Origin of the sequence: Virgibacillus sp. DJP39 (genome assembly GCF_049310925.1) — a bacterium.
Classification (GTDB): Bacteria; Bacillota; Bacilli; order Bacillales; family Amphibacillaceae; genus Virgibacillus_F.
The window spans coordinates 1-24,349 of the sequence record NZ_JBMERP010000043.1; the positions used below are offsets into that span (position 1 = coordinate 1).

At 39.7% G+C, this 24,349-nt stretch carries 21 protein-coding genes and 3 pseudogenes; 2 read left to right on the forward strand and 22 right to left on the reverse strand.

Going from position 1 to position 24,349, the window contains the following annotated elements; translation table 11 throughout:
- Both ACOI1D_RS13600 and tnpA read right to left on the reverse strand, forming a co-directional pair.
- Positions 1–797 (reverse strand): annotated as a pseudogene (locus tag ACOI1D_RS13600) (RNA-guided endonuclease TnpB family protein); the annotation flags it as partial.
- Positions 798–828: 31 nt separating this feature from the next.
- Positions 829–1,213: pseudogene (tnpA, locus tag ACOI1D_RS13605) on the reverse strand (IS200/IS605 family transposase).
- A gap of 171 nt (positions 1,214–1,384) precedes the next feature.
- On the opposite strand from tnpA, the pseudogene ACOI1D_RS13610 reads away from it, so the two are divergent.
- Positions 1,385–1,567 (forward strand): annotated as a pseudogene (locus ACOI1D_RS13610) (hypothetical protein); the annotation flags it as partial.
- A gap of 25 nt (positions 1,568–1,592) precedes the next feature.
- Here the strand turns inward: ACOI1D_RS13610 and ACOI1D_RS13615 are convergent.
- Entirely contained in the window at positions 1,593–2,237 is a 645-nt protein-coding gene (locus ACOI1D_RS13615) for an SDR family oxidoreductase (protein WP_422501835.1), read from the reverse strand.
- A 181-nt stretch (positions 2,238–2,418) separates the two neighbouring features.
- Here ACOI1D_RS13615 and ACOI1D_RS13620 point away from each other — a divergent pair, with 181 nt between their 5' ends.
- A complete protein-coding gene (locus ACOI1D_RS13620; RefSeq protein WP_422501836.1) occupies positions 2,419–3,528 on the forward strand; it encodes a mechanosensitive ion channel family protein in 1,110 nt (369 codons plus the stop codon).
- A 153-nt stretch (positions 3,529–3,681) separates the two neighbouring features.
- On the opposite strand, the gene ACOI1D_RS13625 is transcribed toward ACOI1D_RS13620, so the two are convergent.
- From ACOI1D_RS13625 to ACOI1D_RS13715, 19 genes are all read right to left on the reverse strand, one after another.
- A complete protein-coding gene (locus tag ACOI1D_RS13625) occupies positions 3,682–5,637 on the reverse strand; it encodes a GTP-binding protein (RefSeq protein WP_422501837.1) in 1,956 nt (651 codons plus the stop codon).
- Positions 5,638–5,684: 47 nt separating this feature from the next.
- Positions 5,685–7,028, reverse strand: a complete 1,344-nt coding sequence (locus tag ACOI1D_RS13630) for an ADP-ribosylglycohydrolase family protein (RefSeq protein WP_422501838.1) — start codon at positions 7,026–7,028, stop codon at positions 5,685–5,687.
- A gap of 170 nt (positions 7,029–7,198) precedes the next feature.
- Positions 7,199–8,956, reverse strand: coding sequence for an adenine deaminase (gene ade / locus ACOI1D_RS13635; RefSeq protein ID WP_422501839.1), 1,758 nt, complete (start codon positions 8,954–8,956; stop codon positions 7,199–7,201).
- A 50-nt stretch (positions 8,957–9,006) separates the two neighbouring features.
- A complete protein-coding gene (locus tag ACOI1D_RS13640; RefSeq protein WP_422501840.1) occupies positions 9,007–10,377 on the reverse strand; it encodes an NCS2 family permease in 1,371 nt (456 codons plus the stop codon).
- Between the two features lie 773 nt (positions 10,378–11,150).
- On the reverse strand, positions 11,151–11,483 hold the full coding sequence (locus ACOI1D_RS13645) for an XdhC family protein (RefSeq protein ID WP_422501841.1): 333 nt from the start codon (positions 11,481–11,483) through the stop codon (positions 11,151–11,153).
- On the reverse strand, positions 11,480–12,310 hold the full coding sequence (locus ACOI1D_RS13650; RefSeq protein WP_422501842.1) for an XdhC family protein: 831 nt from the start codon (positions 12,308–12,310) through the stop codon (positions 11,480–11,482). The genes ACOI1D_RS13645 and ACOI1D_RS13650 overlap by 4 nt, the downstream gene beginning before the upstream one ends.
- A 9-nt stretch (positions 12,311–12,319) precedes the next feature.
- Positions 12,320–14,656, reverse strand: coding sequence for a xanthine dehydrogenase family protein molybdopterin-binding subunit (locus tag ACOI1D_RS13655; RefSeq protein WP_422501843.1), 2,337 nt, complete (start codon positions 14,654–14,656; stop codon positions 12,320–12,322).
- Positions 14,653–15,531 carry an FAD binding domain-containing protein gene (locus ACOI1D_RS13660; protein WP_422501844.1) on the reverse strand — a complete coding sequence of 293 codons (879 nt, stop codon included), beginning with the start codon at positions 15,529–15,531 and terminating at the stop codon, positions 14,653–14,655. The genes ACOI1D_RS13655 and ACOI1D_RS13660 overlap by 4 nt, the downstream gene beginning before the upstream one ends.
- On the reverse strand, positions 15,528–16,133 hold the full coding sequence (locus ACOI1D_RS13665) for a nucleotidyltransferase family protein (protein ID WP_422501845.1): 606 nt from the start codon (positions 16,131–16,133) through the stop codon (positions 15,528–15,530). Before ACOI1D_RS13665 ends, ACOI1D_RS13660 begins: the two co-directional genes overlap by 4 nt.
- The gene (locus tag ACOI1D_RS13670) at positions 16,126–16,599 is read right to left on the reverse strand and encodes a (2Fe-2S)-binding protein (RefSeq protein WP_422501846.1); all 474 of its coding nucleotides are present in this window, start codon (positions 16,597–16,599) and stop codon (positions 16,126–16,128) included. Before ACOI1D_RS13670 ends, ACOI1D_RS13665 begins: the two co-directional genes overlap by 8 nt.
- A gap of 37 nt (positions 16,600–16,636) precedes the next feature.
- Positions 16,637–17,977: a 5'-deoxyadenosine deaminase gene (locus ACOI1D_RS13675; RefSeq protein WP_422501847.1), complete on the reverse strand. Its 1,341-nt coding sequence runs from the start codon at positions 17,975–17,977 to the stop codon at positions 16,637–16,639.
- Positions 17,978–18,001: 24 nt separating this feature from the next.
- Positions 18,002–19,132, reverse strand: coding sequence for a M20 family metallopeptidase (locus ACOI1D_RS13680; protein WP_422501848.1), 1,131 nt, complete (start codon positions 19,130–19,132; stop codon positions 18,002–18,004).
- On the reverse strand, positions 19,133–19,750 hold the full coding sequence (locus tag ACOI1D_RS13685) for a DUF1989 domain-containing protein (RefSeq protein ID WP_422501849.1): 618 nt from the start codon (positions 19,748–19,750) through the stop codon (positions 19,133–19,135).
- A gap of 286 nt (positions 19,751–20,036) precedes the next feature.
- Entirely contained in the window at positions 20,037–20,723 is a 687-nt protein-coding gene (locus ACOI1D_RS13690; RefSeq protein ID WP_422501850.1) for a cyclase family protein, read from the reverse strand.
- A gap of 11 nt (positions 20,724–20,734) precedes the next feature.
- Positions 20,735–22,552 (reverse strand): adenine deaminase, encoded by a 1,818-nt coding sequence (locus ACOI1D_RS13695; RefSeq protein ID WP_422501851.1) that lies wholly within the window; start codon positions 22,550–22,552, stop codon positions 20,735–20,737.
- Positions 22,553–22,561: 9 nt separating this feature from the next.
- Positions 22,562–22,843, reverse strand: coding sequence for a EutN/CcmL family microcompartment protein (locus tag ACOI1D_RS13700; RefSeq protein ID WP_422501852.1), 282 nt, complete (start codon positions 22,841–22,843; stop codon positions 22,562–22,564).
- A gap of 1 nt (position 22,844) precedes the next feature.
- Entirely contained in the window at positions 22,845–23,543 is a 699-nt protein-coding gene (locus tag ACOI1D_RS13705; protein ID WP_422501853.1) for a hypothetical protein, read from the reverse strand.
- A gap of 56 nt (positions 23,544–23,599) precedes the next feature.
- Complete coding sequence (locus tag ACOI1D_RS13710) at positions 23,600–23,878, reverse strand: BMC domain-containing protein (protein WP_422501854.1); 279 nt, start codon at positions 23,876–23,878, stop codon at positions 23,600–23,602.
- A 27-nt stretch (positions 23,879–23,905) separates the two neighbouring features.
- Complete coding sequence (locus ACOI1D_RS13715; RefSeq protein ID WP_422501863.1) at positions 23,906–24,328, reverse strand: BMC domain-containing protein; 423 nt, start codon at positions 24,326–24,328, stop codon at positions 23,906–23,908.
- Positions 24,329–24,349 lie beyond the last annotated feature (21 nt).

The following is a 24,349-nucleotide window of genomic DNA, read 5'->3' on the forward strand; positions in this document are numbered from 1 at the left end:
TTTTCGTTAGTTTTACATGCTGGTGCAAGTTCTTGAAGTTGGACTTTCTCTTCACTACATATCGCAATCGTAGATGTACCAATATCTAATCCTACACGTTTTGTTTCGTCGTTAGACATCTTGCGATTTCTTTTCATTGGTGGATACCCTTCTTGGATAAGTTGAGTAAAGTAGCGAACTTTTCCACGTACTTCACGTTTTAATATGCGAACGTACTTCGTTTTATCCATTAAAGCTAAATGTGCGTATTCGTCGCTTGGTTTCTGTAAAACTGGCATAGAGAGCCAGTTTATAGGTTTAGGATTTTTCTTCGTTGGTTTATCTCCCCAAAGAATATTGCCTTCTACAAACCTCAATCCAGTTTTATTTGATTTATTCTCAACCGAAATGTCATCCGTTTTATCTTTAAAGTGAACTTTTTTTGATTTACCAAAATGAAGTTTCTCGACTGCCTGAAAAGCTCTGGTTGCAAGCTTTTGTGCTTCGAAACTTCCAATGTGTTCTTTAAACTTCTTTTGAACAGACTTCACAAAGCTATGTATTCCATATTCAGAAAAGCCATAATCTAATCGAATATCTGAAAGTTGACTATCACGTTCTTTACACTTAGATTCTTTAAGAAGTCTACGGTATTCTTTATCCGACTTTACTGCTTTATGTCGTTTTAAAGCTTCACCTAGGCAAGAATTATATACAGCTCTAGCAATCTTAAACTTTTTTTCCAAGCGATGTTGTTGCCAGCTAGGAATGTGCAAAGAAAATTCGATTGTATAAGTCGGTTTCGCATTTCTTACCATAGGTTTTTACTCCTCACTAGTTCCTTTTCTTTTAATTTTCAACGTATCTTTTAATAGTTTCGGTTGAAACATTGCCAGCAGTGGATACAAAAAACGAACGTGCCCAAAGGCTTTGCAAATGCTGAAGGTGAGGTAATTCCTCTCTTAGTTTCTTGGAAGTGAATCCCTTGATTTTTGCCATGATGTCCGAAGGACTTCGTATAGGTAGCGTATTTAGAAACATATGTGTATGGTCCTTGTCGCATTCAATAGCAATAATTTGTATTTCCAATTCTACACACACTTCTTGCACCAGTTCTTTGAAACGTTTTTCTACATCTGCCCGAAGAAAAATCCTTCCTTCTATAACGAGGACAGAAAACAAAATGATAGTTTAATAACGAAACGGTTGTTTTGGTTCTTCTATATTCATCCATATATACAATTTTATTAGTATAATAAAAAAAGCGCAACTAACATGCCATAAATGATGAAATATTCAAATACTTGAAGCACCACAAACCTTCGGTTTATAAGTGGTACTCCGTATTTGACCTCACTATCATCCCACACCTAAAGGAGTGGGCTTTCTCGTTCGGAAAATCTGCAATAAGGATGTGTTTATTAATACCACCATAATTTTTGAATCCCAGGAAATGCAAGAAACGCACTTACACCCGCTTGTTTATGCTCTAGTTCACGAGATTGTGAACCGCCTCGTAGGATATGCAGATACGTTGCTCTCTGTCCATGCTGGAGCAAACTCCTACCAGGCGGAGTATAAATCTTAATCTTCCATCAGGGCGGTGTCCAGTTTTAAAATGATATTAAAGCCTCTATTATCTGGGTTTCACCAGAAACGAGATCAAATGAACGGTTATACGTATTTTCCTCAGTTAGGGCATTAACGATGGTGTTTGCAACATCCTCACGTGGAATAAACCCTTTAGCAATATCCTCGGCGATTAAAACTTCACCGGAACCAGGTTCATTTAATAGACCTCCTGGACGAACGATTGTGTATGTTAACCGACTATGTACAAGGATGTTGTCTGCATGATGCTTCGCGACATAATATGACTTTAACTGTTCGTTCCAGTTTTCTCTTCGGTGAGCTTGAATAGCACTTACCATAATGAACCTTTTGACCCCAACTTTTTCAGCAGCTTCAATTGTTTTAGCAGCTCCATCCAAATCAATTAAAAGTGTTTGATCTGCATCTGTTTGTCCACCGGAACCAGCTGTAAATACAATTGCGTCACAGTCTTTTGCTATCGCAGCTATCTCATCTACACTAGCCTCCAAGCTTTTGACAACACTTTCTATCCCTGATTTTTTAAGAACTGATGCTTGTTCTTCTTTTCTAACCATAGCCTTTACTGTATGGTCCTCACTTTTTCCCAAAATACTTATAAGATGTTTACCAATTTGACCATTTGCTCCTACTACCAATACTTTCATATAATAAGCTCCTTCTATAATTAATTATTCGCTCGGTTAGATAACCCTCTTTTAGTTATTAATTATAACATGCTTAACATAGACTTTTGAATTTTGATATGGAGTTGGCTTAGCTTTAATGGATTTTTTTGTAATAACTTACATCTATTTGAATAAAAGTAGGTTGAGGGGTTGAAAATACATGCTGGACTGGAAGGAATGGGTACCTGCAGCTTATGAGGATTATGTGAGTGTAGGGATATCTGTTAGTATACTATTAATTTTTCTGTTATTTAGAAAGATATTCGCAAAATATGTTTTCCGTTTAATTCTGGCATTAAGCCAGAAAACACCAACGGAATTCTTTTCAAAAGTCTGTCTATCTTTTGAATATCCTGTTCGTTGGATATTTTTAATTATAGGAATTTATGTCGCAGCAGCTTATTTTCCATATTTTGACCCAACAGATTCTACATTCGAGAATATTATAAGGGCTTCTGTCATCATTGTGATTTCCCGGGGCTTGTATAACCTGTCGGCAGGTTCGTCTATTTTATTTCATAAATTAAATGAACGGACGAGCACACGCTTTGATCCGATATTAATTCCGTTTTTTTCTAAAGGGATACGATTTATTATTGTCGCAATTAGCTTTAGTATTGTTGCGCAGGAATTTGAATATGATGTGAACGGATTTGTTGCCGGACTGGGCCTTGGAGGACTTGCTTTTGCTTTGGCAGCCAAGGATGCAATCGGCGATTTATTAGGTGGAATTATCATCATAACAGAAAAGCCATTTACAATTGGCGACTGGATTATGACATCAAATGTAGAAGGTGTTGTTGAAGAGATAAACTTCCGAAGTACAAAGGTCAGAACTTTTGAACAAGCACTCGTAACAGTACCAAATGCACCTTTGGCAAACGAAAACATTTCAAACTGGAGTAAGATGGGAAAAAGAAGGATCAGCTTTCATTTAGGCGTAACTTATGACACCCCTAAAATTAAACTGGAAATTGTCATTGAAGGTATCAGAGAGCTATTGCAAAATCATCAGGAAATTCATCAGGATACTATTTTCGTTACATTTGATCATTATAATGATAGTAGTTTGGATATCTTTCTGTACTTTTTCACAAAAACTACTGATTGGAAAAAATTCTTGTTAGTAAAGGAAGAAATTAATTTTTCGATTATGCAAATTTTAGAAAAAGAGCGTGTTTCTGTTGCATTCCCAAGTCGTACTGTGTATTTTAGCTCAGATGAAGAAAAAGCTTCTCAACCTGTTCAATCTATATCCAGAACGAACTAAAGACATCGATATGGAGAATGTCCCCGCACAATTGGGACATTCTCTTTTTATCGACATACTTTCTTTCTGTATAAGCAGAACTAAGGCTTGGCGATAAACCCAGTTTTCTACTAATCACCTAGTTTTTTCAGAACCAGACATGTAATGCTACCCTTACAGACAATGCATCTCTTTTTCAACTTGATCCCAAGTGACTTTATAACCTTTACCTTTAGCACAAAAGACTGAAGAAGATGTGTATTCAGGGTCAGCATCTTTTTTGTAAGCTATACTTTTAGTTATCTCTTCCTTATTGTGACAACGAGCATAGCCACTGAACACCATGTTAAGCGTGCCTTTCCCTTGTGTAATTGAGGCAAATTCAGTGCTGTAATTCATAAATGTTGCGACAGGTACTTCCCCTGTTATAAAGGCCTTTTCCTCGGTTATTTCTGGGGGATTAAATTTACCTGACGCTGCTTGAATGTCAGACAATATTCTTCCCATTACATCCGTTTCAACTTTTATTTTAAACTGATAATAGGGCTCCAATACTATAGACCGGGCTTTTTCTAACCCCTGACGCAATGCTCGATAAGTTGCTTCTCTAAAATCTCCACCTGAAGTATGTTCGTTATGGGCTCTTCCAGTTAATAATGTCACTTTCACATCCGTAACTGCTGAACCCGTTAACAATCCGCGGTGCTCACGCTCAAACAGGTGGTGACGAATTAAGTTTTGATTACCGACTGTTAGATCATTAGCATGACAGTTGTTCTCAAAAGTAATATCACTGCCTCTTTCAGCAGGCTCTAACCGTAAATGTACTTCGGCATAATGTTTTAACGGTTCAAAATGACCATAACCTGTCACGGACGTTTCAATTGTCTCTTTGTATATTATTTTCGGATCACCAAATGATACCTGTATACCAAATCGTTCGCTTGCGATTCGTTCCAAAACCTCCAGTTGGATAATACCCATTACATGGATATGTACCTCCTGCAGGTGTTCATCCCAGCTAGTTTGCAAAGATGGATCTTCTGCATCCAGTATTTCAAAGCTTTTTAAAACATCTCTGCAATGTATAGTTGAGGAATCATAGATTACTTTTGCTTTTAAGGCAGGTACCATTCCAAAATTTGCTTTTTCGTCTAAATCACCAACTCCATCCCCTATCGAGGCGTTAGACAGCCCGAGTACAGCAAAAAGTTCTCCGGCTTCCACTTCATCAACTGTTTCAAATTTTTGACCATTGTAGATCCTTAGCTGTGTCACTTTCTCCGCTATGCCTTCCTCATAACCACCATAGGTTACCTCATCACGTATTTTTAAGGACCCACACAACGCCTTAATATGGGTGATCCTGTTACTATTTTCGTCATAACTAATTTTGTAAACCCGACCAGAAAAATCCTCCGACCTTTTGTGTGCTGTTTCTGTCAGCACATCAAGGGCGTCGAAAAATTCAATGACACCTTTACTATTCAGTGCGGATCCACTCCAACATGGAAAAATTTCACCGCTTTTAATCATTTTCATTAGCGAATCCAGCCATAACTGTTTGTCAAAACCTGATTCCATATAGTGTTCAAAAAGCACTTGGTTTCTTTCTGCTGTAAATTCAGTTAGAGCGTCATCCATTTCTCCATAATTAAAAGAAGCTGTAAAATCATAAACATCTTTTGTAAGGTTGGTGCGTATTTCTTTTATAACACGGTCCACATCAGCACCCATTCGATCTGTCTTATTAATAAAGATAAAAGTAGGCACTCCATGTTTCTTTAACAACTGCCAAACTGTTTCAGTATGTCCCTGCACTCCCTCAACTGCGCTCACAATTACGATGGCATAGTCCATCACTTGAATAGCACGCTCCATTTCTGGAGAAAAGTCGACGTGTCCAGGAGTATCAAGTAAATAATAAGCAGATTTGTTATACATGATCTTTGCCTGACCAGCAAATACAGTAATGCCTCTCTCTTTCTCTATGCCATGGCTATCCATAAAAGCGTCTTTATGATCCACTCGTCCTTTATGTCTAATACTTTTTGTATGGTAGAGCAGTTGCTCTGAGAAGGTTGTTTTCCCCGCATCAACATGTGCGAGTATCCCAATTGTTTTATACATGTGTATCACCTCGATAATTGTTTCTCCTTGACGCACAATTACTGTCTTTATGCAGAACTCAGTTGTTGGAATCTTTTTAAGATCTGTAGAAATGTTTTTTCCCCGGTTGCATTAGCCCAGAGACCATCTGAAAACCTTTCTTGCCTTACATAATTTGTAAGAATAGCCCGTAGAGTATCAAAATTTGCAGTTTCAATTATATTCATTAGTTCCTGTGAATTTTCGATGGCCAATTCTTCCGTGGCCTTTACATAGTCATGATGCATAAGATTCGTACTGTATACTGCCCCAATAAATTCCTTTAAGGTTTTTTCATATACTGGATAAGGCATAGTGTAGACGTTTTCCTCCTGCTTTTCTCCGCCACTCCACTCACATACGCTTTCTTTGGTAGCCACTTCAAAATAGGGAATATAATTACAGAGCTTTTCAATATCAGTTTTTTTTAAAGAAACGCTAAATTTGTCACAAATACTCTCAATATAATCACGTTTTTCTAATGCTGCCAGCCATTCATCCGGAATACTTTCATAGCCATAACATAAACCTGCAAGTCCTCCCGCGACAGCCGCAACTGTATCTGTATCCTCTCCAAGATTCACTGCCTTCAGGATACATTCCTTATAGCTTGTAGTTGTAAGCAGACACCAAATTGAAGCTTCAAGTGTATCGACTACATACCCACTACTTTTTATTAGTTTTTCTGGGAGTTCATCAAAATCTTTTCTAGTTAGTCTGTTAAAATACTGTAGCTCGTCAGTAAATTCTGCATCTGTTTTATAGTAATTAGCAGCTGCATAAAGACCCTGATCGACAGCTTGTTTCAATTCCTTACCGTTCTCTAGGTTTAAGGCAATAGATAGGTAGATTCCGCATGCAATTTTACTCCGTTTGTGAGCATGCGTTAACGCAGAAATATTGTGAATGATGTCAAATGCCGCCTCATCCAGTTCTTTGTCTCCATAGCTAGATTGCAGATAGAAAACGGCCGGAAGAATTCTCATAAGCGAACCGTTCCCATTATCTAGTTCTGTCGTGCCACCACAATCTAGTGGATTTGTTCCAGCTGCAAATCTCTTAAGAGCTTTCCTTGTTGAGATCCCAATATCAAAAGCCTCTCCATGTGGTGTATACAAACCTTTGTCAAACCATTTTTGGAAATTATTCATAATGTCCGTATAGTCAATTCCATTTGCCAAGCTATCTAAAAGACAAAGCGTCATACTTGAATCGTCCGACCACGTTCCAGCTGGCTGGTTATAGGTACCATAGGCACGTACTCCAACCACAGGGTTATTTTTAAGTGTTTTTCTATCAACGAACTCAACTGGAACACCTAAAGCATCAGCAACACTTAGACCCATAATTCCGGCTAAAATATTGTTCGACAACCACAGCACCTCCTGGATTTTCGTTCCATCTATATTTATTATATAGTAGACTCAAATCAATTTCATACTTTTAGTAGAAAACTCGGCAAATCGCTAGGTCCTATTGCTAAAAAACAAAAAGTCCTGAACACAATAATTATTGTGTTCAGGATCATTTTCTAACAGATAGACTAACGATTTGATGAAATGGTTTCCTCTGATTTTATAGAGATATGTTTAAAAGATTTTACGTCGAACAAACCTAGATCAGTCAGCTTAATTTCTGGTATTACTGGCAATGCCATAAAAGATAAGGTAATAAAAGGATTAAAGTCTCCCGAAAAACCAAGTGAACCAAGCGCATTATTTAACTTGTGCAATCCAGTATTAACAGTTTTATAATCCTTATCTGAAATCAGACCTGAAATTACTAATGGCAATGATGCCAGAACGTTGCCATTATCAACTACAACCACACCCCCGCTCATTTCTTTGATACAATTTACCGCAACTAGAAGATCCTCATCATTCGTTCCTGCCGCAACAATATTGTGAGAATCGTGTGCAATAGTTGTGGCTATTGCGCCGGAATTTAATCCTAATCCTTGTAGAATCCCAAGCCCAACATTTCCCAACTGGTTGTGTCTCTCTATTACAACCATCTTTAACAGATCGTCTGAAATTGAAGATTGAAACTTTCCATTTAGCGCATCAACTTCCATTACTACGTGTTTTGTCACTATACTGCCAGGAACAATTGAAATAATGTTTGCTTTTTGGCCATGGTTAAGTTCAATAGTAAGCTCATCTGATGTTATATCCTTCATTTGAATACTATTAATTATTCTCCCTGTAGGACGTGCTGCATTTTTATACTCTGATACACATTTTCCATTCTTAGCAATAGAAATGCCTTTTACAAAGGTTTCCAGTACGTCAACACTCTCAAGGTTATCTAAAAGCAGAAAGTCCGCATCATAGCCAGGGGCAATCGCACCTTTATTTTTTAATCCAAAACATTCAGCTGCATTTATCGTTGCCATCTGTATCGCCGTAATCGGTTTCATACCTTGTTCTATGGTCACCCGTACATTATGGTCAATGCTCCCCTCTTCAATCAGGTCATCGAGATGTTTATCATCTGTTACAAACAAACAACGACGGGCATTAGTTTCATTTACTGCATGTAAGAGCGTTTTTAGATCTCGAGAAGCTGATCCTTCCCGAAGCATGACATACATGCCCCGCTGCAGGCGGTCTTTCGCTTCTTCTGCTGTTGTGCATTCATGATCACTATGGATCCCTGCTGCCGTATACACATTTATTCCATTTTGATCAACACCTGCTGCATGACCGTCAATGACCTTATTTTGACTCATTGCATCGAGCAATTTATCTATCATGTCCTCATCACCATTTAACACTGCTGGAAAGTCCATAACCTCACCAAGACTGACTACACGTTCATGTTTATATAAAGGTAGTAAGTCTAGTGCCAAAAGTGATGACCCATTATTTTCAAATGGAGTTGCCGGAACACAAGATGGAATTGCAAAAAATACATTAAGTGGAATATTTTCTGAACCATCGAACATAAATTTAATTCCTTCAATGCCACTGACATTAGCAATCTCGTGTGGATCAGCAACAACGGATGTTACGCCATGAGGTAATACAACGTTAGCAAATTCTGCTGGTGTGACCATAGCAGATTCAATATGCACATGTCCGTCAATAAAACCAGGTGTAACATATTTACCTTTGGCGTCAATGATAAATTCACCCTGATAACTCCCAATTCCAGCAAAAACACCATCTGCAATTGCTATGTCTGCTTCAATTATTTCCTGATTAAACACATCCACTATCTTTCCGTTTTTAATTACGATATCAGCCGGTATTTTTTTCGCGGCAATTGCAATTCTTTTTTTAAGTAACTTTTTATCCATCACTATACACTCCTTTAAATCAAAGGACACTCATCACTCTCTGCTTATTTTTAATGACCACCCACAACAAAATGGATTATAAAAGCAACGGTAATAAAATAAACAATCCAGTGAATTTCTTTAAATTTACCAGTCATCATTTTCAACGCTGTGTATGAAATGAAACCAAAAGCCAAGCCAGTAGCAATGCTGTATGTTAAGGGCATCATTACGATTGTTAAAAAGACTGGAATAACGTTAGTATAGTCGTCAAACTTTATATTCGCAATTTCAGTAAGCATAAGAGCTCCTACAATAACTAGTATTGGAGCAGTCGCAACACTTGGAATAAAGCCTACTAACGGCGCGAAAAATAACGACAATAAAAATAGAAACGCCACAGTTAAGGCTGTTAAACCAGTTCTTCCACCTTCAGAAATACCTGTTGCATTCTCTACATAAGCATTTAGTGCGGTACTTCCGAATGCAGCACTTGCCATTGTCCCTACAGAGTCAGCTTGAAGCGCTTTATCTAGGTCCTGAATTTTTCCATCTTCATCAGTAAGTCCTGCTTTTTTTGTCAAACCAATCAATGTAGCCAGATTATCAAATAACTCGACAATCGTAAACGAGAAAATTACAGCAATGACGCCATAACTAATTGCACCTAAGATATCCATTTGCATAAATGTTTCAGCCATACTAGGTACACTAAAAGAAATCACATCGCTAAATCCTCCTGGAACAGCTGCTACACCTGCAAACATTGCAAGAACAGTTGTAATACCAATGGTCAGCAAGAGACCGCCTTTAATGTTCTTTGCCATGAAAAATCCTGCAATTATAATACCAATAATGGCGATTAGTGGCCCTGCTTTTGTTACATCGCCTAAGCCAACAACTGTCGATTCATTGGCAACAACAATCCCTGCATTTTGAAAGCCAATCAATGCAATAAACAATCCGATTCCCACACCGATAGCGGATTTTAGTGGGACAGGAACCCCTTCAACGATCTTTGCCCGAATTCCAGTTACAGTTAAAATAAAGAAAACTAGACCAGAAATGAATACAGCACCAAGAGCTGTCTGCCATGACAATCCCTCACCAATAACAACCGTATAAGTGAAAAAGGCATTTAATCCCATCCCAGGTGCAATAGCAACAGGGTAATTTACCCATAGTGCAAACAACAATGTACAAAATACACTCGCGTAAATTGTAGCTGCAAAGGCTGCTTCATGTGGGATACCAGCATCAGCCAGTATCATTGGATTGACAATAATTATATAGCTCATCGCCAGAAAGGATGTTAAGCCAGCAATCAATTCCGTTTTAACATTTGTACCACGTTCTGTTAATTTGAAAAACCGATCTACAAATCTGTGATAATCAGGCTTGTTACTTTTCTTTTTGATTATTTCATCAGCTTGTTTAGACATATGAATATTCCTCCTTTTTGGGTGAAACTTTTGAAAAGGCTCATTTCTTAAGTTTTGTTGCTGTTGGACCCTCACAGTTGCGACGTAACTACTGCTACGGAATCGTCCGTTATATGAAAGTATCGTCCGTCGTGGCCCGGGAATCGTCCGTTATACGAGAATATCGCCCGTCGTGGCCTGAGAATCGTCCGTTATACGAAAGTATCGTCCGTCGCGGCCCGGGAATCGTCCGTTATACGAGAATATCGCCCGTCGTGGCCCGGGAATCGTCCGTTATACGAGAATATCGCCCGTCGTGGCCCGGGAATCGTCCGTTATACGAGAATATCGCCCGTCGTGGCCCGGGAATCGTCCGTTATACGAAAGTATCGACCGTCGCAGTCTATAGATTTTGTGTCAAATACAACAATCTTTTGGAAAACAGCCTTTAAAATAACGCAATGGCTAGACTCCCATTACAGAAAAACAATATATGCTTGCGTTTATCCCCCCCAATCAAAGAATGAAAGATTTTTAATATAAAAAAACCACAGCAAACACCTAGAATACAGGGTTAATACTGCGGCTCAATTCTTTTCCGTCAAACAGAAAATATTCGATACCGGTTTATTCCTATTGGAAGTAAGTACGTAATAACGCTTTTACTCCCTTTTCCTTACATTTATTCTCAAACTCTATGGATAGATAGATCAATCAGGGTAAAACTAGTTTATTCGCAATCCTTCTATTTAATTACAAATCCTGTTTTTTTACATACAGATTTATACATCAATTCACTTGTCCGCATTATGAATAGGTTCAATAAACACATCCATGATTCCTCCACAAATGCCTCCATCTTCATAAAATAAGCCATCTGTTAAATCCACTTGGTACTGCAGAGGAACACCACTCTTTAGTACAGACTGTGACTTCTCAATTACTGCACCTTCACCACACCCACCACCGATCGTCCCAAAAACTGTGCCATTAGGGTATATTATCATTTTCGCCCCGATTTTTCTCGGTGTAGAGCCTTTTGTCCTTATAACAGTAGCAAGTACAGCACTCACTCCTTCACGACGAACAGATATTACTTTTTTATAAAAATCGATGGTGGTCGTCATTTTTTAATTCTCTCCCGAAATTTTAATTTTGAGTAACTTGGGATTCCCTCTTTCAATGAATTTCCACTTGCAGCGTTTTTTATTTTTAGAATTTCGGCCATAATACTGATTGCTATTTCAGTGGGAGTTTGTGCACCAATATCGAGGCCAACAGGTGAATAAACATTACTAAAATTATGGTCTATGAATTCACTCTTCAGTTGTTCAAATACACCTGCAATTCTTCGTCTACTGCCGATCATTCCAATATATGGACTGCGTTTATCAACATTCAGGGTCTCTTCTCGTTTTAACAACTCTTGTAAACTGACAACATCATATTTGTGTCCCCGGGTTAACAGTAAGATATACGTTTGTGGTGAGATATGGATATTTCTAAAAAATGTCATATAGGATGAACAAACTACTTTGTCCGCTTTAGGAAACCTCGTAATGTTGGCAAATTCTTTGCGATCGTCAATAACAGTAACGTAAAATCCCAGCATTTTACCCAACTCAGCAACAGACTCCGAAACATGACCTGCTCCAGCCACAATCAAGTGTAGTGGAACTGGAAACACTTCCACATAACATTCAATTGTGTAACCACTATATGGGATTTGAATTGTTTTTGTTTTGTTTTGTGTTAGTAATGGTAAACAGTATTCACTTAATATGGCATGTAACTCTTTCGGCAAATCTTTTTCATCATACAGAGTCCCATTTTTTTGCAAAAGCATTTTGGTTCCAATATTAGAAGTATCAGGGTGGTTTGTGATTGTTATCAGTGCTGCTTCATCGTGATTGGTTACTGTTTCTGTGAGTTTCTTAAATAATTGATCACTCATCAATCTAAATCACCCCAAGGTCTGTGTTTGTTTTTTGGTAGCCTGGATTGCCTGGTAGATTCGCTCAGGTGTAGCTGGTAGATGGTAGACTCTTACTCCAATTGCATCATGGATTGCGGCCATAATTGCTGGAATGATTGGAATCATTACTACCTCAGCAATACCTTTGGCTCCAAATGGTCCTGATTCTTCATTGGATTCAACTGGAATCGTTTCGATAGTCGGCGTCTCTCTAATAGTTGGGATAATATAATCGGTGAAGTTTTTCGTTTTGTGATACCCGTCCTCAATGCACACATCTTCGTATAACGTATAACCTATACCCATTACAGCGCCGCCCTCACTTTGGCCCTCAAGCCCTTGAGGATTCAAAACTTTCCCGACATCCGGAATTGCGACTACATGAAGCACCTCAGTTTCCCCTGTTAATGTGTCTACTTCAACCATTACAACATGCGTCATATACCCATAAAAGTGGTGTGGGGCACCCCCAGAATTTTTAAGTCCTTTCTTTTCTTTTGGCAAGTAAAAATGTCCTTCTACACGTGTCGTCTGGCGCTTGTCATAAAGTAGTTCATAAATTTGTTTGTAGCTGACACTGTTGCTTTCATCTCCTGCAAAATATAAGTGATTGTAGCCAAGTTCAACCTCGTTTTGTGGTACAGCTAAGATTTCAGCCGCTGCCTCAGTTAGTAAATTGACCATGTTCGGAGCTGCAGTTGCTATCGCACGCCCACCAGTATACGTCGATCTGGAAGCTGAAATCGTACCGCTGTCAAGCGTCTCCTTAGTATCTCCCTGCACAACAACGATATTGTCTACATCACACCGTAAACATTCTGCTGCTACTTGTGCATAAACAGTACCGTTACCAGTTCCTATTTCTTCAATGGCCATGCCAACTTTAAACTGCCCATCCTCAAGTAATTCAATGGAAGCCGCACCGTAATCAGGTGTTCCAAGCCCCATACCCACGCCGTGAAATGACGTAGCTAAAGCAACACCGCGTCTCTTCCATGGTTCACTAACTTGAGACTTGTATCGTTCACGGTTCTTCCACAGATCACATTCTTCTGCTTTTTCAAGCGTTTCAATTGTGCCAACACTCGTTTGAACGACATGACCCAAACTCGACATTTCTCCTTGACGATAAGCATTTTTCTTCCTTATTTCAATTGGGTCAAGACCTGTAACATTTGCGAGCATATCGATATGTGTTTCGATTCCTACACAAACTTGATTTACACCAAAGCCGCGAAAAGCACCGGCAATTCCATTGTTTGTATAGACACAATAACCTTCCATGTCAACATTAGGGATTTTGTAAGGTCCTGACGCGTGTTCAACAGCAAGGGCTATAACCGCTCCCCCGAGTGATGCATATGCTCCTGTATCCGCTACTGCACGAACCTGATTGGCGATAAGTGTACCATCTTTTTTAGCGCCTGTTTTTACTGTTACTTTAAATGGATGGCGTTTGATTCCTGCGATAACAGACTCTTCCCGGCTTAAGTGAATTTTAACAGGCCTACCCCCTGTGTTCAGTGCTAAAAGTGCAAGATAAATTTGTACCGTTATTTCATCCTTCCCACCAAATCCACCACCATTTGGACTTGAGTAAACATGAATACGTTCTGGATTTAATGCAAGGGCTCTAGCTATTTGTAATTTGTCCCTGTGTCCATATTGAGCCGGGCATTGAATTGTCAAAGATCCATCTGGTTCAAGTATTCCCCACCCACCTTCTGTTTCAATGAAAGCATGCATTTGGCGTGGTGAGTAAAAGGTATTTTCAAAAATGTAGTCTGATTCTTCAAAGCCTTTATCAACATTGCCATTTTCAATCGTTACATAGCTGTGGATATTCCCATCTGCATGAAGCTGTGGAGCTCCATAAGTCATTGCTTTCTCAGCATCCGTAACAGGTTCAAGCGGGACATAGTCCACTTCAATCAAAGCAAGTGCTTCCTCACAAGCTTCCTGCGTTTCAGCAGCAACAAGTGCAATTGCGTCACCGGTGCATCTTACAATATCTTCACACAATACCGGCTGATCAGGTGTGACTATACCAAATCCATTAAACCCTGGTACATCTTTATAGGTAAGAACACAAATAACCTCAGGATGAGCCTCAGCTTTTGACGTATTTATAGAATTGATTTTAGCATATGGATAGGCTGATCGTAGCACTCTCCCCCAAACCATGTTTGCGTAATGGAAGTCTGTTTTATATTTCTGTTCTCCGGTCACCTTTTGAGGTCCATCAATTCTTTTTACCGATTTGCCAATCCACTTAAGCTTCTGATCACTTCCACTTGTTTGAACTTTCACCTTCTGTTTATTCATTTGTCTTCCCACCTTTTCATCAAGCGGTATAACCCACGTTCTAATAAGGAGCTTGCCATACTGCGTCGATAATCAGCACTAGCTCTAACATCAGAAATTGGCATAACCTCTTTCCAGGCAGTTCCTGCAACATCCTGAATCGCCACATCAGTTAAAGGACCCAGAGTCAACATCCTTTCACATTTCCGCGAGCGTATTATTGTCGGTGCTACAGAACCAAATGCAATTCGGCCAGAGAGACATTCACGTGATTTACTGCCCATTTTTAATGAAATGGCGACATTAACAATCGAAATGGATTGAGCTTTACGTGGACCTAATTTTTCAAATGTCCCAATTTCATTTTCTGCTTGTGGGCTGATCAAAATGTCCGTAATCATTTCCTTATGTTGCTGCAACGATTTACCTGGTCCAATAAAAAATTCATTGATTGGTATGACTCTTTCACTGCTATGTGATCGCAGTTTAATTTTTGCATCAAGAACGAATAAAGCAGGAATTGTATCTCCCGCTGGGGAGGCAGTACCAACATTTCCCCCAAGCGTTCCCATGTTTTGCATTTGAATAGCCCCAACTTCTTTGCAGGCCGCTACCAATACATCAGCTTTTTTCTGAAGCAGCACTGAGTGGACGATGTCGGTATGTGTAGTTAATGGTCCGATATGAATTCCGTCATTTTCTTCTCGAATATAACGCAAAGAGTCAAGTCGATTAATGTTAATCCATGTGTCTGGATGCCATACATTATCCTTCACCCTTACGACAGCGTCCGTTCCCCCAGCGAGTATACGAAATGTTCTATCGTTCACGCTAAGAAGCTGCAGACAATCCTCAACCGATTTTGGTGAGACCATATCAATTTCAGAAACTCTCATTGTATCCCCCCTCGCAAATTATAATTTGAATAGTCGCTTGGTTTGTTGAAGTTTAATAGAATTGCAGGATCATTAACGGCTAGATAGGCAAGTTGATTGTGGTGTTTTTGGATTATATCCCGCAGCCCTTTTGTTTCTTCATTTACTACTAATAAGTCATTTTTTAAATTGTCGTGAAACAAAATTGGATGCCCACGTTTGCCTTGATGAACCGGGATTACAACCGCTGGCTTGTTGCGTTTGAAATGTTCCATTAATTTCTTAAGTGTTTGACAGGTAACAGGTTGGTCAATCGCTAAAAAAAATATCCCTTCCGGATCAACTGCAACGCTCGCAACACCTTTTCGAATTGATGTACTTTTTCCTTGTTTATACTGTTGATTAAATACTGTTTTAACCGTGTATGGTTCGATGACTTCTTTTATTTGGGGTGCTTTATGACCAAGTACGACGATAATCTCATCAACACCGGCTTTTTGCAGTTGTTCAATCTGATAACAAATCAATGGAACTTCCTGCCACAGAAGCAGAGCTTTCAATTCCCCCATCCGACTGGATTGTCCTGCAGCCAGCACTATTGCTGAAAATTTGTTGTTACTCAATTAGCTGCCTTTTTGCGGCCGTTTGAACAGCTTTAATAATCTTTGTATAGCCAGTGCAGCGGCACAGGTTCCCGCCAAGTGCTATTTTCACCTCATCTACTGTTGGAACCTGATCAATCGTGTTTAAAAAAGATTTAGCATTTACGACGAATCCAGGTGTACAGTAGCCACATTGTGTTGCGCCCTCATCTGAAAAAGCCTGTTGAACAATGTCCATATTTGCTATCGTTCCTATACCTTCAACAGTAGTAATACTTTTATTATCCACCTGACCAATCAGAACCAGGCAAGAACAAACTGAAATGCCATCAAGTAAAACTGTACAAGACCCACACTCTCCTTTTCCACAGCACTCTTTACTCCCCGTTAAATCGAAATCATCACGTAGTACATCTAACAAAGGTTTGGTTGGTGGGCATGTAACGTATTTATCTCTTCCATTTACCGTTAATTGAATGGTTTCCAAACTGTAAGCCTCCTCTCAAATCTCCTGTAATATACACCTAAATTTTTACAATTGAGGGAATCCGTTTTAAGAGCCTTGCAATTGATTTATTTGCTTCATAAAGCACACTATCTTTGTCGATTGTTTTTGTATCTCTGTTTTCCATAACGACCTTGCCATTAATAATTGTTGTAACAACATCTGCTCTTGTTGCTGAATATACAATTCTGGCAATAGGATCAAGGTCAAATGATGGATATGTATGAAAATTAACCAGGTCCAAAATTGCCAGGTCGGCTTTTTTGCCAACTTCAATACTTCCAATTTCATGATCCAGCCCAACAGCCTTTGCTCCCCCGATTGTTGCCATCCGGAAGACAGTTCTTGCATCCATAGACGTTGGTCCATGTTTCGGCTTTTGTATTAGTGACGCTAGTCTCATCTCATTGAACATATCCAGATTGTTATTGCAAGGGGCACCATCCGCACCCAAACTAACATTCGCTTCGGCCTTCAATAGATCAGGTACATCAGCTATACCTGAAGCCAGTTTCAAATTAGATCCAGGGCAGTGACTCATCTTTATTCCACGCTCTTTAATGATGCGCTTCTCTTCATCATCAAGCCATACACAATGTGCTAATATAAGGTTTTCATTAGCTAACCCTATATGATCGAGATAAACAACATTTCGCATCCCTCTTTTTTCCTCGACGATTTGTATTTCTCCCCTGTTTTCTGAGGCGTGGGTATGCACTTTAACCTGATAATACTTGGATAAATCACGTACTTCAATTAACAATTCCTCTGTACAGGAAACAACAAATCGTGGGCAAAACGCATACTGGATCCTACCATTATCAAACTGATGCCATTTTTCAAGAAGATCAACACTCTTTTGGATTGATTTTGCTGTATTTTCCCTAAGTAAATCAGGTAAATCGTCCCCTGTGTCCATCATTACCTTTCCTGCTAAACAGCGCATTCCACTTTCAGCCATTGCTTGAAAAGCTGCATCGGTATGATTCACAGTTTCCATGTCAACGATGGTTGTTGTTCCACTTTGAATCAGTTCGCCAAGCCCAAGCATTGCAGAGTAATAACTTGATTCTTCATCATGGGCAGCCTCTAACGGCCAGATTTTTTTCTGTAGCCAATCCATTAATTCTAAATCATCAGCTTGACCTCTAAATAATGTTTGACAAAGATGTAAATGGGTTTGGATAAATCCAGGTATAACGGTTTTATTTGTCGCATCAATCACTTTGTCAGCCATAAAACCCAGATCCCCACCAACTTTTGTTATTCTGTCGTTTTCAATATACAAATCCCCACGGACAATTTCTTCCTGTGCATTCATCGTAATAATTTGAGCATTCTTCACTAAAATGGTAGACATGCAATCCCCCCTTACTCAATCTCGCTAGGTTGATAATGAGATAAAATCAAGTGCTAATGTCTTATAAAAATCAATAGAACGTAAATATGCGTTTATATCGACATACTCATTAGGCTGATGTGCTAGTTCTTCGTCTCCTGGTCCGTAAATCAAAGTTGGGATTCGGCTATTAGGGTTAAGAACAGCTGCATCTGTATAATAGGAAACACCGTGTACTGAATCTTGTCCTTTGATGGCTAATGCTGTAGTTATAATTCCGGCTGACTTATCCGTCAAAATTGAAGGTCGATCCAGTAGCATATTGACATGAAAATCTGGAGAATTATCTGTTGAAAATAGTTCTTTTAAACGTTGCTTCATTTCGGTGAGTAGCTGCTCATGTGATTGTGGTGGAATGGATCTAATGTCAACATGCAAACTGCAACGATCCGGAATCACATTTGTTTGTACGCCACCATTAATTTTTGTGATAGCTAAACTGCTTTCTCCCAGTGGGATGGCAGCTATTTTCCAGGTTGATTTTAATGCCTCTATCATTTTCATAACAGGCTGCATCCACTCTACTGCATTGATGCCATTTTCAGGCATAGAACCATGAGCTGTTTTTCCAACAGTTACAATTTCCAGCCATAAAGCACCTTTATGTCCAACTACCACTTTTTCATCAGTTGGCTCTCCTATCACGATAGCCTTCACATCATCAAAACTTTGTTCTTGTAAATAATGCTGAGCTCCGCAACTATCAACTTCTTCACCCGCAGTTGCTAAAAATTTAATACCCATTGGCGGTGTTATCTTATCCTTAAATAGTGACTCAACTGCCAGAAACATGGCACAAAGCCCGCTTTTCATATCCGATGCGCCCCGACCGTAAATCCGATTACCATCTAGTTCACCTGAAAACGGGGAATACTTCCACGGTTGTTCACCAGGTAAAACTGTATCCATATGCCCGCAAAACAACAGATTTTCTTTTTCCTTACCTTTTAACACAATCTCAAAATTACTTCTTCCAGGAGCTATCTTTGTAAGACTATATGGAATACCTACCTCTTCGCATCTTTCAGCAAATAGATTTGCAATAGTGTGCTCATTACCAGGGGGGTTGGAGCTATCATGTCTAATCATATTTTGCAAAAAATGTATGGCATCCATTTAGTTTGCCTCCATAATTTGCATTTTCAGTGATGTCACTTTCCAACCATTTACAGGTGCCATGTCCTGGGAACATGTTGAACATGCAATCACTACCTCTTCTAGCGCTTTTAGCCTGACAAAATCACCTGGCTTCGATAATGGTTCGTTAATTTCATAATCTCCCAGGTCATTTAAAACATTGTTCATAAACAGGTTAATTGGATCCGGAACAGGCTCACCACCCAATCCATACATTTCTAAAGCCAATTTTAAGTTATCATGACAATTTGGATGATCATCTGAGTCATAATCCACCTTGTAACGGAAATAGTCACAAGCAGGAAAAAAGAAATCATGTTTTCCAACGGTATCTTCAGCAAACGTCATCAATGGACGACGTCTGTTACTGTATAATGGATCCCCAACTTGTAAACGGATGCTGCTGAGAGAAGCCCGCATATGAACAGGTGATACGAATTCCTTTGGATCCTGTTTGTTAAAGCATACAAAATCGCCGACCTGCTTCCCATCAACATCAATGATTACCAGCTCTTCTCCAGGCTTTAACACAGCACTTCTGGCTTCATATGGCGGAATTATTATTTCCTGTTTGATTTTTCTTTGTGCATAACTCACATTGTTACCCCCTATAAATCTTGTCTGGTTTTCTTGTAGAGTTAAACCGAATATCGTGCTGCACCATTCGGTTGGGGCGGTGGAATCGAGCGTGGATTACCCGAATTCGAGCACCAACCTGACGGAATCGAGCACTGACTACCCGAATTCGAGCACTGACTCTTCGGCGCTCGAATTCACCTCTTCACCGCTCGTTTCCCTCCCCCTGCCGCTCGATTTTCACACTTCGGCGCTCGTTTTCCGACTCTCAATTCATGGATGTGAAAACTTTCTCCTCCAATCATTTCTACGAGTCCAGAAAAACTGCGACGGCTCGAATTGGAGAACCTGTTCCCTTTCTGATCCTCAAGGGTAAACCAAAATAGAGAAAGCGTTTACCTGCTACCTCGTTCAAATTGGCCAGATTTTCCGTATTCGTCATCCCATATTCCCTGCAGATAAGGTGACCTGAAAATTTTGCGTCCTTTGGATTGTCAATTGCCGGTGCGTCAATACCTATATTTACCACACCTTTTTCAGCCAGCCATTTGGCACCTTCATAATCAAGTCCTGCGTAACGTGTTAACCATTCTTCTGTTCCATACTTCCGATTGTAATGACCTGTATACAGCAGGACGATATCACCTTTATCCAGTACCTGCTGTGACCTTTTCAACGCTTTTTCCAATTCGGCAGAGGTGATGTAATCATCTGGCGAGATGTGTGAAACATCAAGACAAACAGCAGGTCCATAGAAATACTCCAAAGGCATTTCATCAATGTATTTTCCATTTGGGTCATATTCATACGTTGCATCAGTATGAGTTGGTCCGTGTTCATTAATTAACAGATTGTTAGTCGCAAATTCAAACCCTATTTTTTCCTTACTTTCCTCATGAGAAATATTCGGAAAGATTAGTGTAGGCTGATGTAATGGAAAAACGGGCATACCCTGATAGATTTCCTGTGAAAGATCTACTAATCTAACTGTCATGGTCCACCTCCTTAGTCAATAACTGTTGGAATAATTTCAAATTTATCTGCGTCAACTAACCCCATATCCGTAATTTTCCACTTCGGGCTCGTCACAAGGGACCAGAATGACAAGTGCATAAATGGGACATGAAGACCGCAACCTAGTTCGTCTTTAGCGAGTTTTGTCAGTTCTGATATTTTATCACTTACTTCTTTACCACTCAGCTCATCCGTGATTAAACCACCTACCCTAAGCGTCAAATCGCCAACAACTTTTCCTTCTTTAATCATGGCAATACCACCGTCCATTGCTATAACTCGATTAACAGCGGTTACCATATCTTCGTAATTAGTTCCCGTCACAATTATATTATGTGTGTCGTGTGCAACACTTTCGGCTATTGCTCCGCTTTGAAGAGAAAATCCGTTTAAGAAAGTCTTACCAATATTTCCTGTTCTGCCATGTCGTTCAATTACAATTAATGGAAGAACATCCTGTTTCAAGCAAGGCTGTACAATGCCATCCAATACATTCAAATTAAATTCTTCTGCACCTGTCAGGTTCTGGTCCGGAATAGCAACGATTGAACGCACCCGGGCACGACCAGCTTTTGCTTTTGCCTTAATAAAGAGGTCGTCAGCTTTAACGGGACCTCTTTTGACTGATTTCTTGACACTTTCCGGGTATGTATACGAGCCAAGATTAATAGTTAGTGCCCCTTTTTCCGCCGCCTTTTTCCCATTAAGATAAACCTGATCAATTGTCATTTTGTTCAAATCATTAATCACAGCAATATTTGCACGTTTTCCTGGAGCCAAAATTCCAACGTCTTTAAACCCAAAATGCGTCGCAGGATTAATTGTTGCCATCTGAATCGCTTCTACAGGATCAACTCCCTGTGCGATAGTACGTCTGATGAGATCATTCATATGGCCGTCTTTTAGTAGGTCTTCTGGTACCATATCATCAGATACAAGCATAGCCCGCCTTGAATCCAAACCTTCTTCTGTTATGGCACGAATACATTCTGCCATATTTCTTTGTGAGGATCCCTCGCGCATGAATACACTAACGCCATAGCGAAGTTTCTCAACCATTTCTTCTTTTGTAGTTGTTTCGTGACAGGAGATATGTGTACCCCCACTGATAATATGTGCAGCTAATTCTTTTCCGAATAAACCTGGCGCATTGCCCTCCACTGTTTTACCTACACTGTTTGCATAGGAAACAGCGGCAACAAGATCATCTATGAGCTCTGGAGCATTTTCATAGACTGGGTGAATATTACTGAAGCTCTGAATTTCACCGATTCCCTGCACGTGTGGGTCGCTCAATAATTCGGCCATATGTTTAGAATTCACCTCAAAACCAGGTGTTTCAAGACCCGGCGCATCAGGAACAGCACACGGAACTGTGAAATATACCTGATTTGGAAGTGTTTTTACCTCTTTAATCATTTCCTGCATACCATGAACACCGAGAACATTTCCAATTTCATGTGGGTCACCGATTATTGTGGTTGTCCCAGTTGGAATTGATAAACGGGAAAATTCTGTACATGTTAACATCGCACTTTCAAAATGCATATGAGAATCTATAAATCCAGGAGAAACAAATTTCCCATCTATATCCTCAACCTTTGTCTTGTTTCCAACTAGAGCACTAACATCACCAACCATTAGTATGTATTCACCTTTGATTGCAACATCAGCTTTATATATTTCCCTAGTGACCGTGTTGATTATATAGCCACCTTTTAGAACAAGGTCAGCAAATTGATTAGAATCTAGTAGGACATCAATTAGTTTTCTCCACTGAATTGCTTCTTTTATATTTTCAGCCTGCATAGCTAGTTGTCACCCTTTCAAAATCTCACATTCAAAACTATCAATAATTCCTACAATTGCTGCGTCTACTGGTGCATCCTTGTTTTTCATTGCCCGAGAAGCCATACTCCCTTTGACAAAAAACACCTTTTCGCCAATACCCGCTCCGACAGTATCTACTGTTATTATTGGGGGAGAACTCAGCGGGGCTCCATCTAGGCCGATTGATTGTGTTATAAGTAATTTGGTTCCTACTAATTTTTCATCTTTTCTGGTTGCAGTAACTCTCCCAACCACAATCCCCATTTCCATCCTATTTACCGCCCCATTTCTCACCAATTTCGATTTGATATTTTCTAGCAAAATCGCGTGCCAGGGGTGTTATGATTGTGCCTTTTTCTAGTTTCATGCTTCGTAAACCAGCATCAGCTTGTCTTTTAATTTCCTCTGCAGTTATAACCTGATAATTCTTCTTTTGAAAATACCGCTGAATGTCATCGGTATTTTTCAATAGGTCAATTCCATATCCTTTTAATTTCTGTAAATTTGTTTTCATTTCATGCTTTAGGAAGGCTGTTCCCTTGTCCATTTCCGCTTCCTTCCATATAGAATGATAAGGATCAGCTCCTGCGGCAAATGCACTCACTTTTTTCCCTGTCATCAATGCCCACAACAGGATCCGGATGGATGGGCGCGCATCGTTAAAATTCAATAAATCTGTTACGGTTGAAAAAGGTAGGACAGGAATGTAAAAATGACTGATTTCTTCCTTCCTGCAATCAAGATCCTTAAGGGAGATCCAATCATCAGAGCCTATTAACCCAGCAAGTTCAGCAACATTATAGTTTTCAAAAACCTGCTGTTCAGCACAAATCCGAACTCTCACATTACTATTATTTTCATGCAATTCTCTTAAACTGCTAAGTCCTCTATCCATCCCGTTAATATGAAAAAAAAGTATGGCGAGCACGGTTTTGCCGGATGCAGCAGTAGTTCCATTCCTATTCCTCATCAAAAGTTCCCGCAAAGTCAAATCCACAACTGAACTCTGCCGGTTAAGCAGCACGCTTATTCTCCTTTAGAAAGTAACGCACGCTCAATTTCACTGTGAGGTCTAGGAATAACATGCACACTAACCAGTTCTCCAACTCTACTTGCAGCATCGGCACCTGCATCAGTTGCTGCTTTTACTGCACCAACATCGCCCCGGACCATTACAGTTACGAGACCAAAACCAACCTTTTCATATCCACATATTTCTACGTTAGCTGCTTTTACCATTGCATCTGCTGCTTCTATTGCCCCAACAAGTCCCTTTGTTTCAATCAGTCCTAAAGCTTCTCCCATTATAAAAACCTCCTCATAGTAACGAACTTATACTTCATTTCCATCATCTGTTTTCCTTGTTTGTTTCTCAGAGACTGGATCCTCATTCTTTTCTTCAGCCTTTAATTGTTCCTTATTCACCTTTTTAGAAGGAGCTTTTTTCTTTGTTTTTGGTTCTTTTTTAAGTAAAAACTTGTTCACCAGATTTGCCTGGACGTCTGAATGCAAACGCGGAATTATTTCCGTGGAAATAATTTCACCAATTGCTTCAGCTTGTGCTTTTCCAGCTTCCACTGCCGCGGTAACAGCCGCAACATCTCCTGTTAGATGGATGGTTACGCTCACATACCCCTTAACACCTATTACCTTTTCCATACCCACTATTTCTACTTTGGCTGCTTTCACTGCAGCATCAGCTGCGTAAACTGCCGTTGTATATCCTACTGTTTCTATAAGTCCAAGTGCTGTCATTCCATTCACCCTTCTCTCCAC

Excerpts from the sequence above, each read along its gene's own strand:
- ACOI1D_RS13715 (WP_422501863.1), bottom strand. The coding sequence starts at position 24,328 with ATGACAGCACTTGGACTTATAGAAACAGTAGGATATACAACGGCAGTT.
- ACOI1D_RS13660 (WP_422501844.1), bottom strand. The coding sequence starts at position 15,531 with ATGAGAGTTTCTGAAATTGATATGGTCTCACCAAAATCGGTTGAGGAT.
- ACOI1D_RS13695 (WP_422501851.1), bottom strand. The coding sequence starts at position 22,552 with ATGCAGGCTGAAAATATAAAAGAAGCAATTCAGTGGAGAAAACTAATT.
- ACOI1D_RS13625 (WP_422501837.1), bottom strand. The coding sequence starts at position 5,637 with ATGTATAAAACAATTGGGATACTCGCACATGTTGATGCGGGGAAAACA.
- ACOI1D_RS13675 (WP_422501847.1), bottom strand. The coding sequence starts at position 17,977 with ATGTCTACCATTTTAGTGAAGAATGCTCAAATTATTACGATGAATGCA.
- ACOI1D_RS13615 (WP_422501835.1), bottom strand. The coding sequence starts at position 2,237 with ATGAAAGTATTGGTAGTAGGAGCAAATGGTCAAATTGGTAAACATCTT.
- ade (WP_422501839.1), bottom strand. The coding sequence starts at position 8,956 with ATGGATAAAAAGTTACTTAAAAAAAGAATTGCAATTGCCGCGAAAAAA.
- ACOI1D_RS13700 (WP_422501852.1), bottom strand. The coding sequence starts at position 22,843 with ATGGAAATGGGGATTGTGGTTGGGAGAGTTACTGCAACCAGAAAAGAT.
- ACOI1D_RS13680 (WP_422501848.1), bottom strand. The coding sequence starts at position 19,132 with ATGGATGCCATACATTTTTTGCAAAATATGATTAGACATGATAGCTCC.
- ACOI1D_RS13710 (WP_422501854.1), bottom strand. The coding sequence starts at position 23,878 with ATGGGAGAAGCTTTAGGACTGATTGAAACAAAGGGACTTGTTGGGGCA.
- ACOI1D_RS13640 (WP_422501840.1), bottom strand. The coding sequence starts at position 10,377 with ATGTCTAAACAAGCTGATGAAATAATCAAAAAGAAAAGTAACAAGCCT.
- ACOI1D_RS13690 (WP_422501850.1), bottom strand. The coding sequence starts at position 20,723 with ATGACAGTTAGATTAGTAGATCTTTCACAGGAAATCTATCAGGGTATG.
- ACOI1D_RS13655 (WP_422501843.1), bottom strand. The coding sequence starts at position 14,656 with ATGAATAAACAGAAGGTGAAAGTTCAAACAAGTGGAAGTGATCAGAAG.
- ACOI1D_RS13705 (WP_422501853.1), bottom strand. The coding sequence starts at position 23,543 with ATGAGGAATAGGAATGGAACTACTGCTGCATCCGGCAAAACCGTGCTC.
- ACOI1D_RS13650 (WP_422501842.1), bottom strand. The coding sequence starts at position 12,310 with ATGAGTGATCAATTATTTAAGAAACTCACAGAAACAGTAACCAATCAC.
- ACOI1D_RS13620 (WP_422501836.1), top strand. The coding sequence starts at position 2,419 with ATGCTGGACTGGAAGGAATGGGTACCTGCAGCTTATGAGGATTATGTG.
- ACOI1D_RS13645 (WP_422501841.1), bottom strand. The coding sequence starts at position 11,483 with ATGACGACCACCATCGATTTTTATAAAAAAGTAATATCTGTTCGTCGT.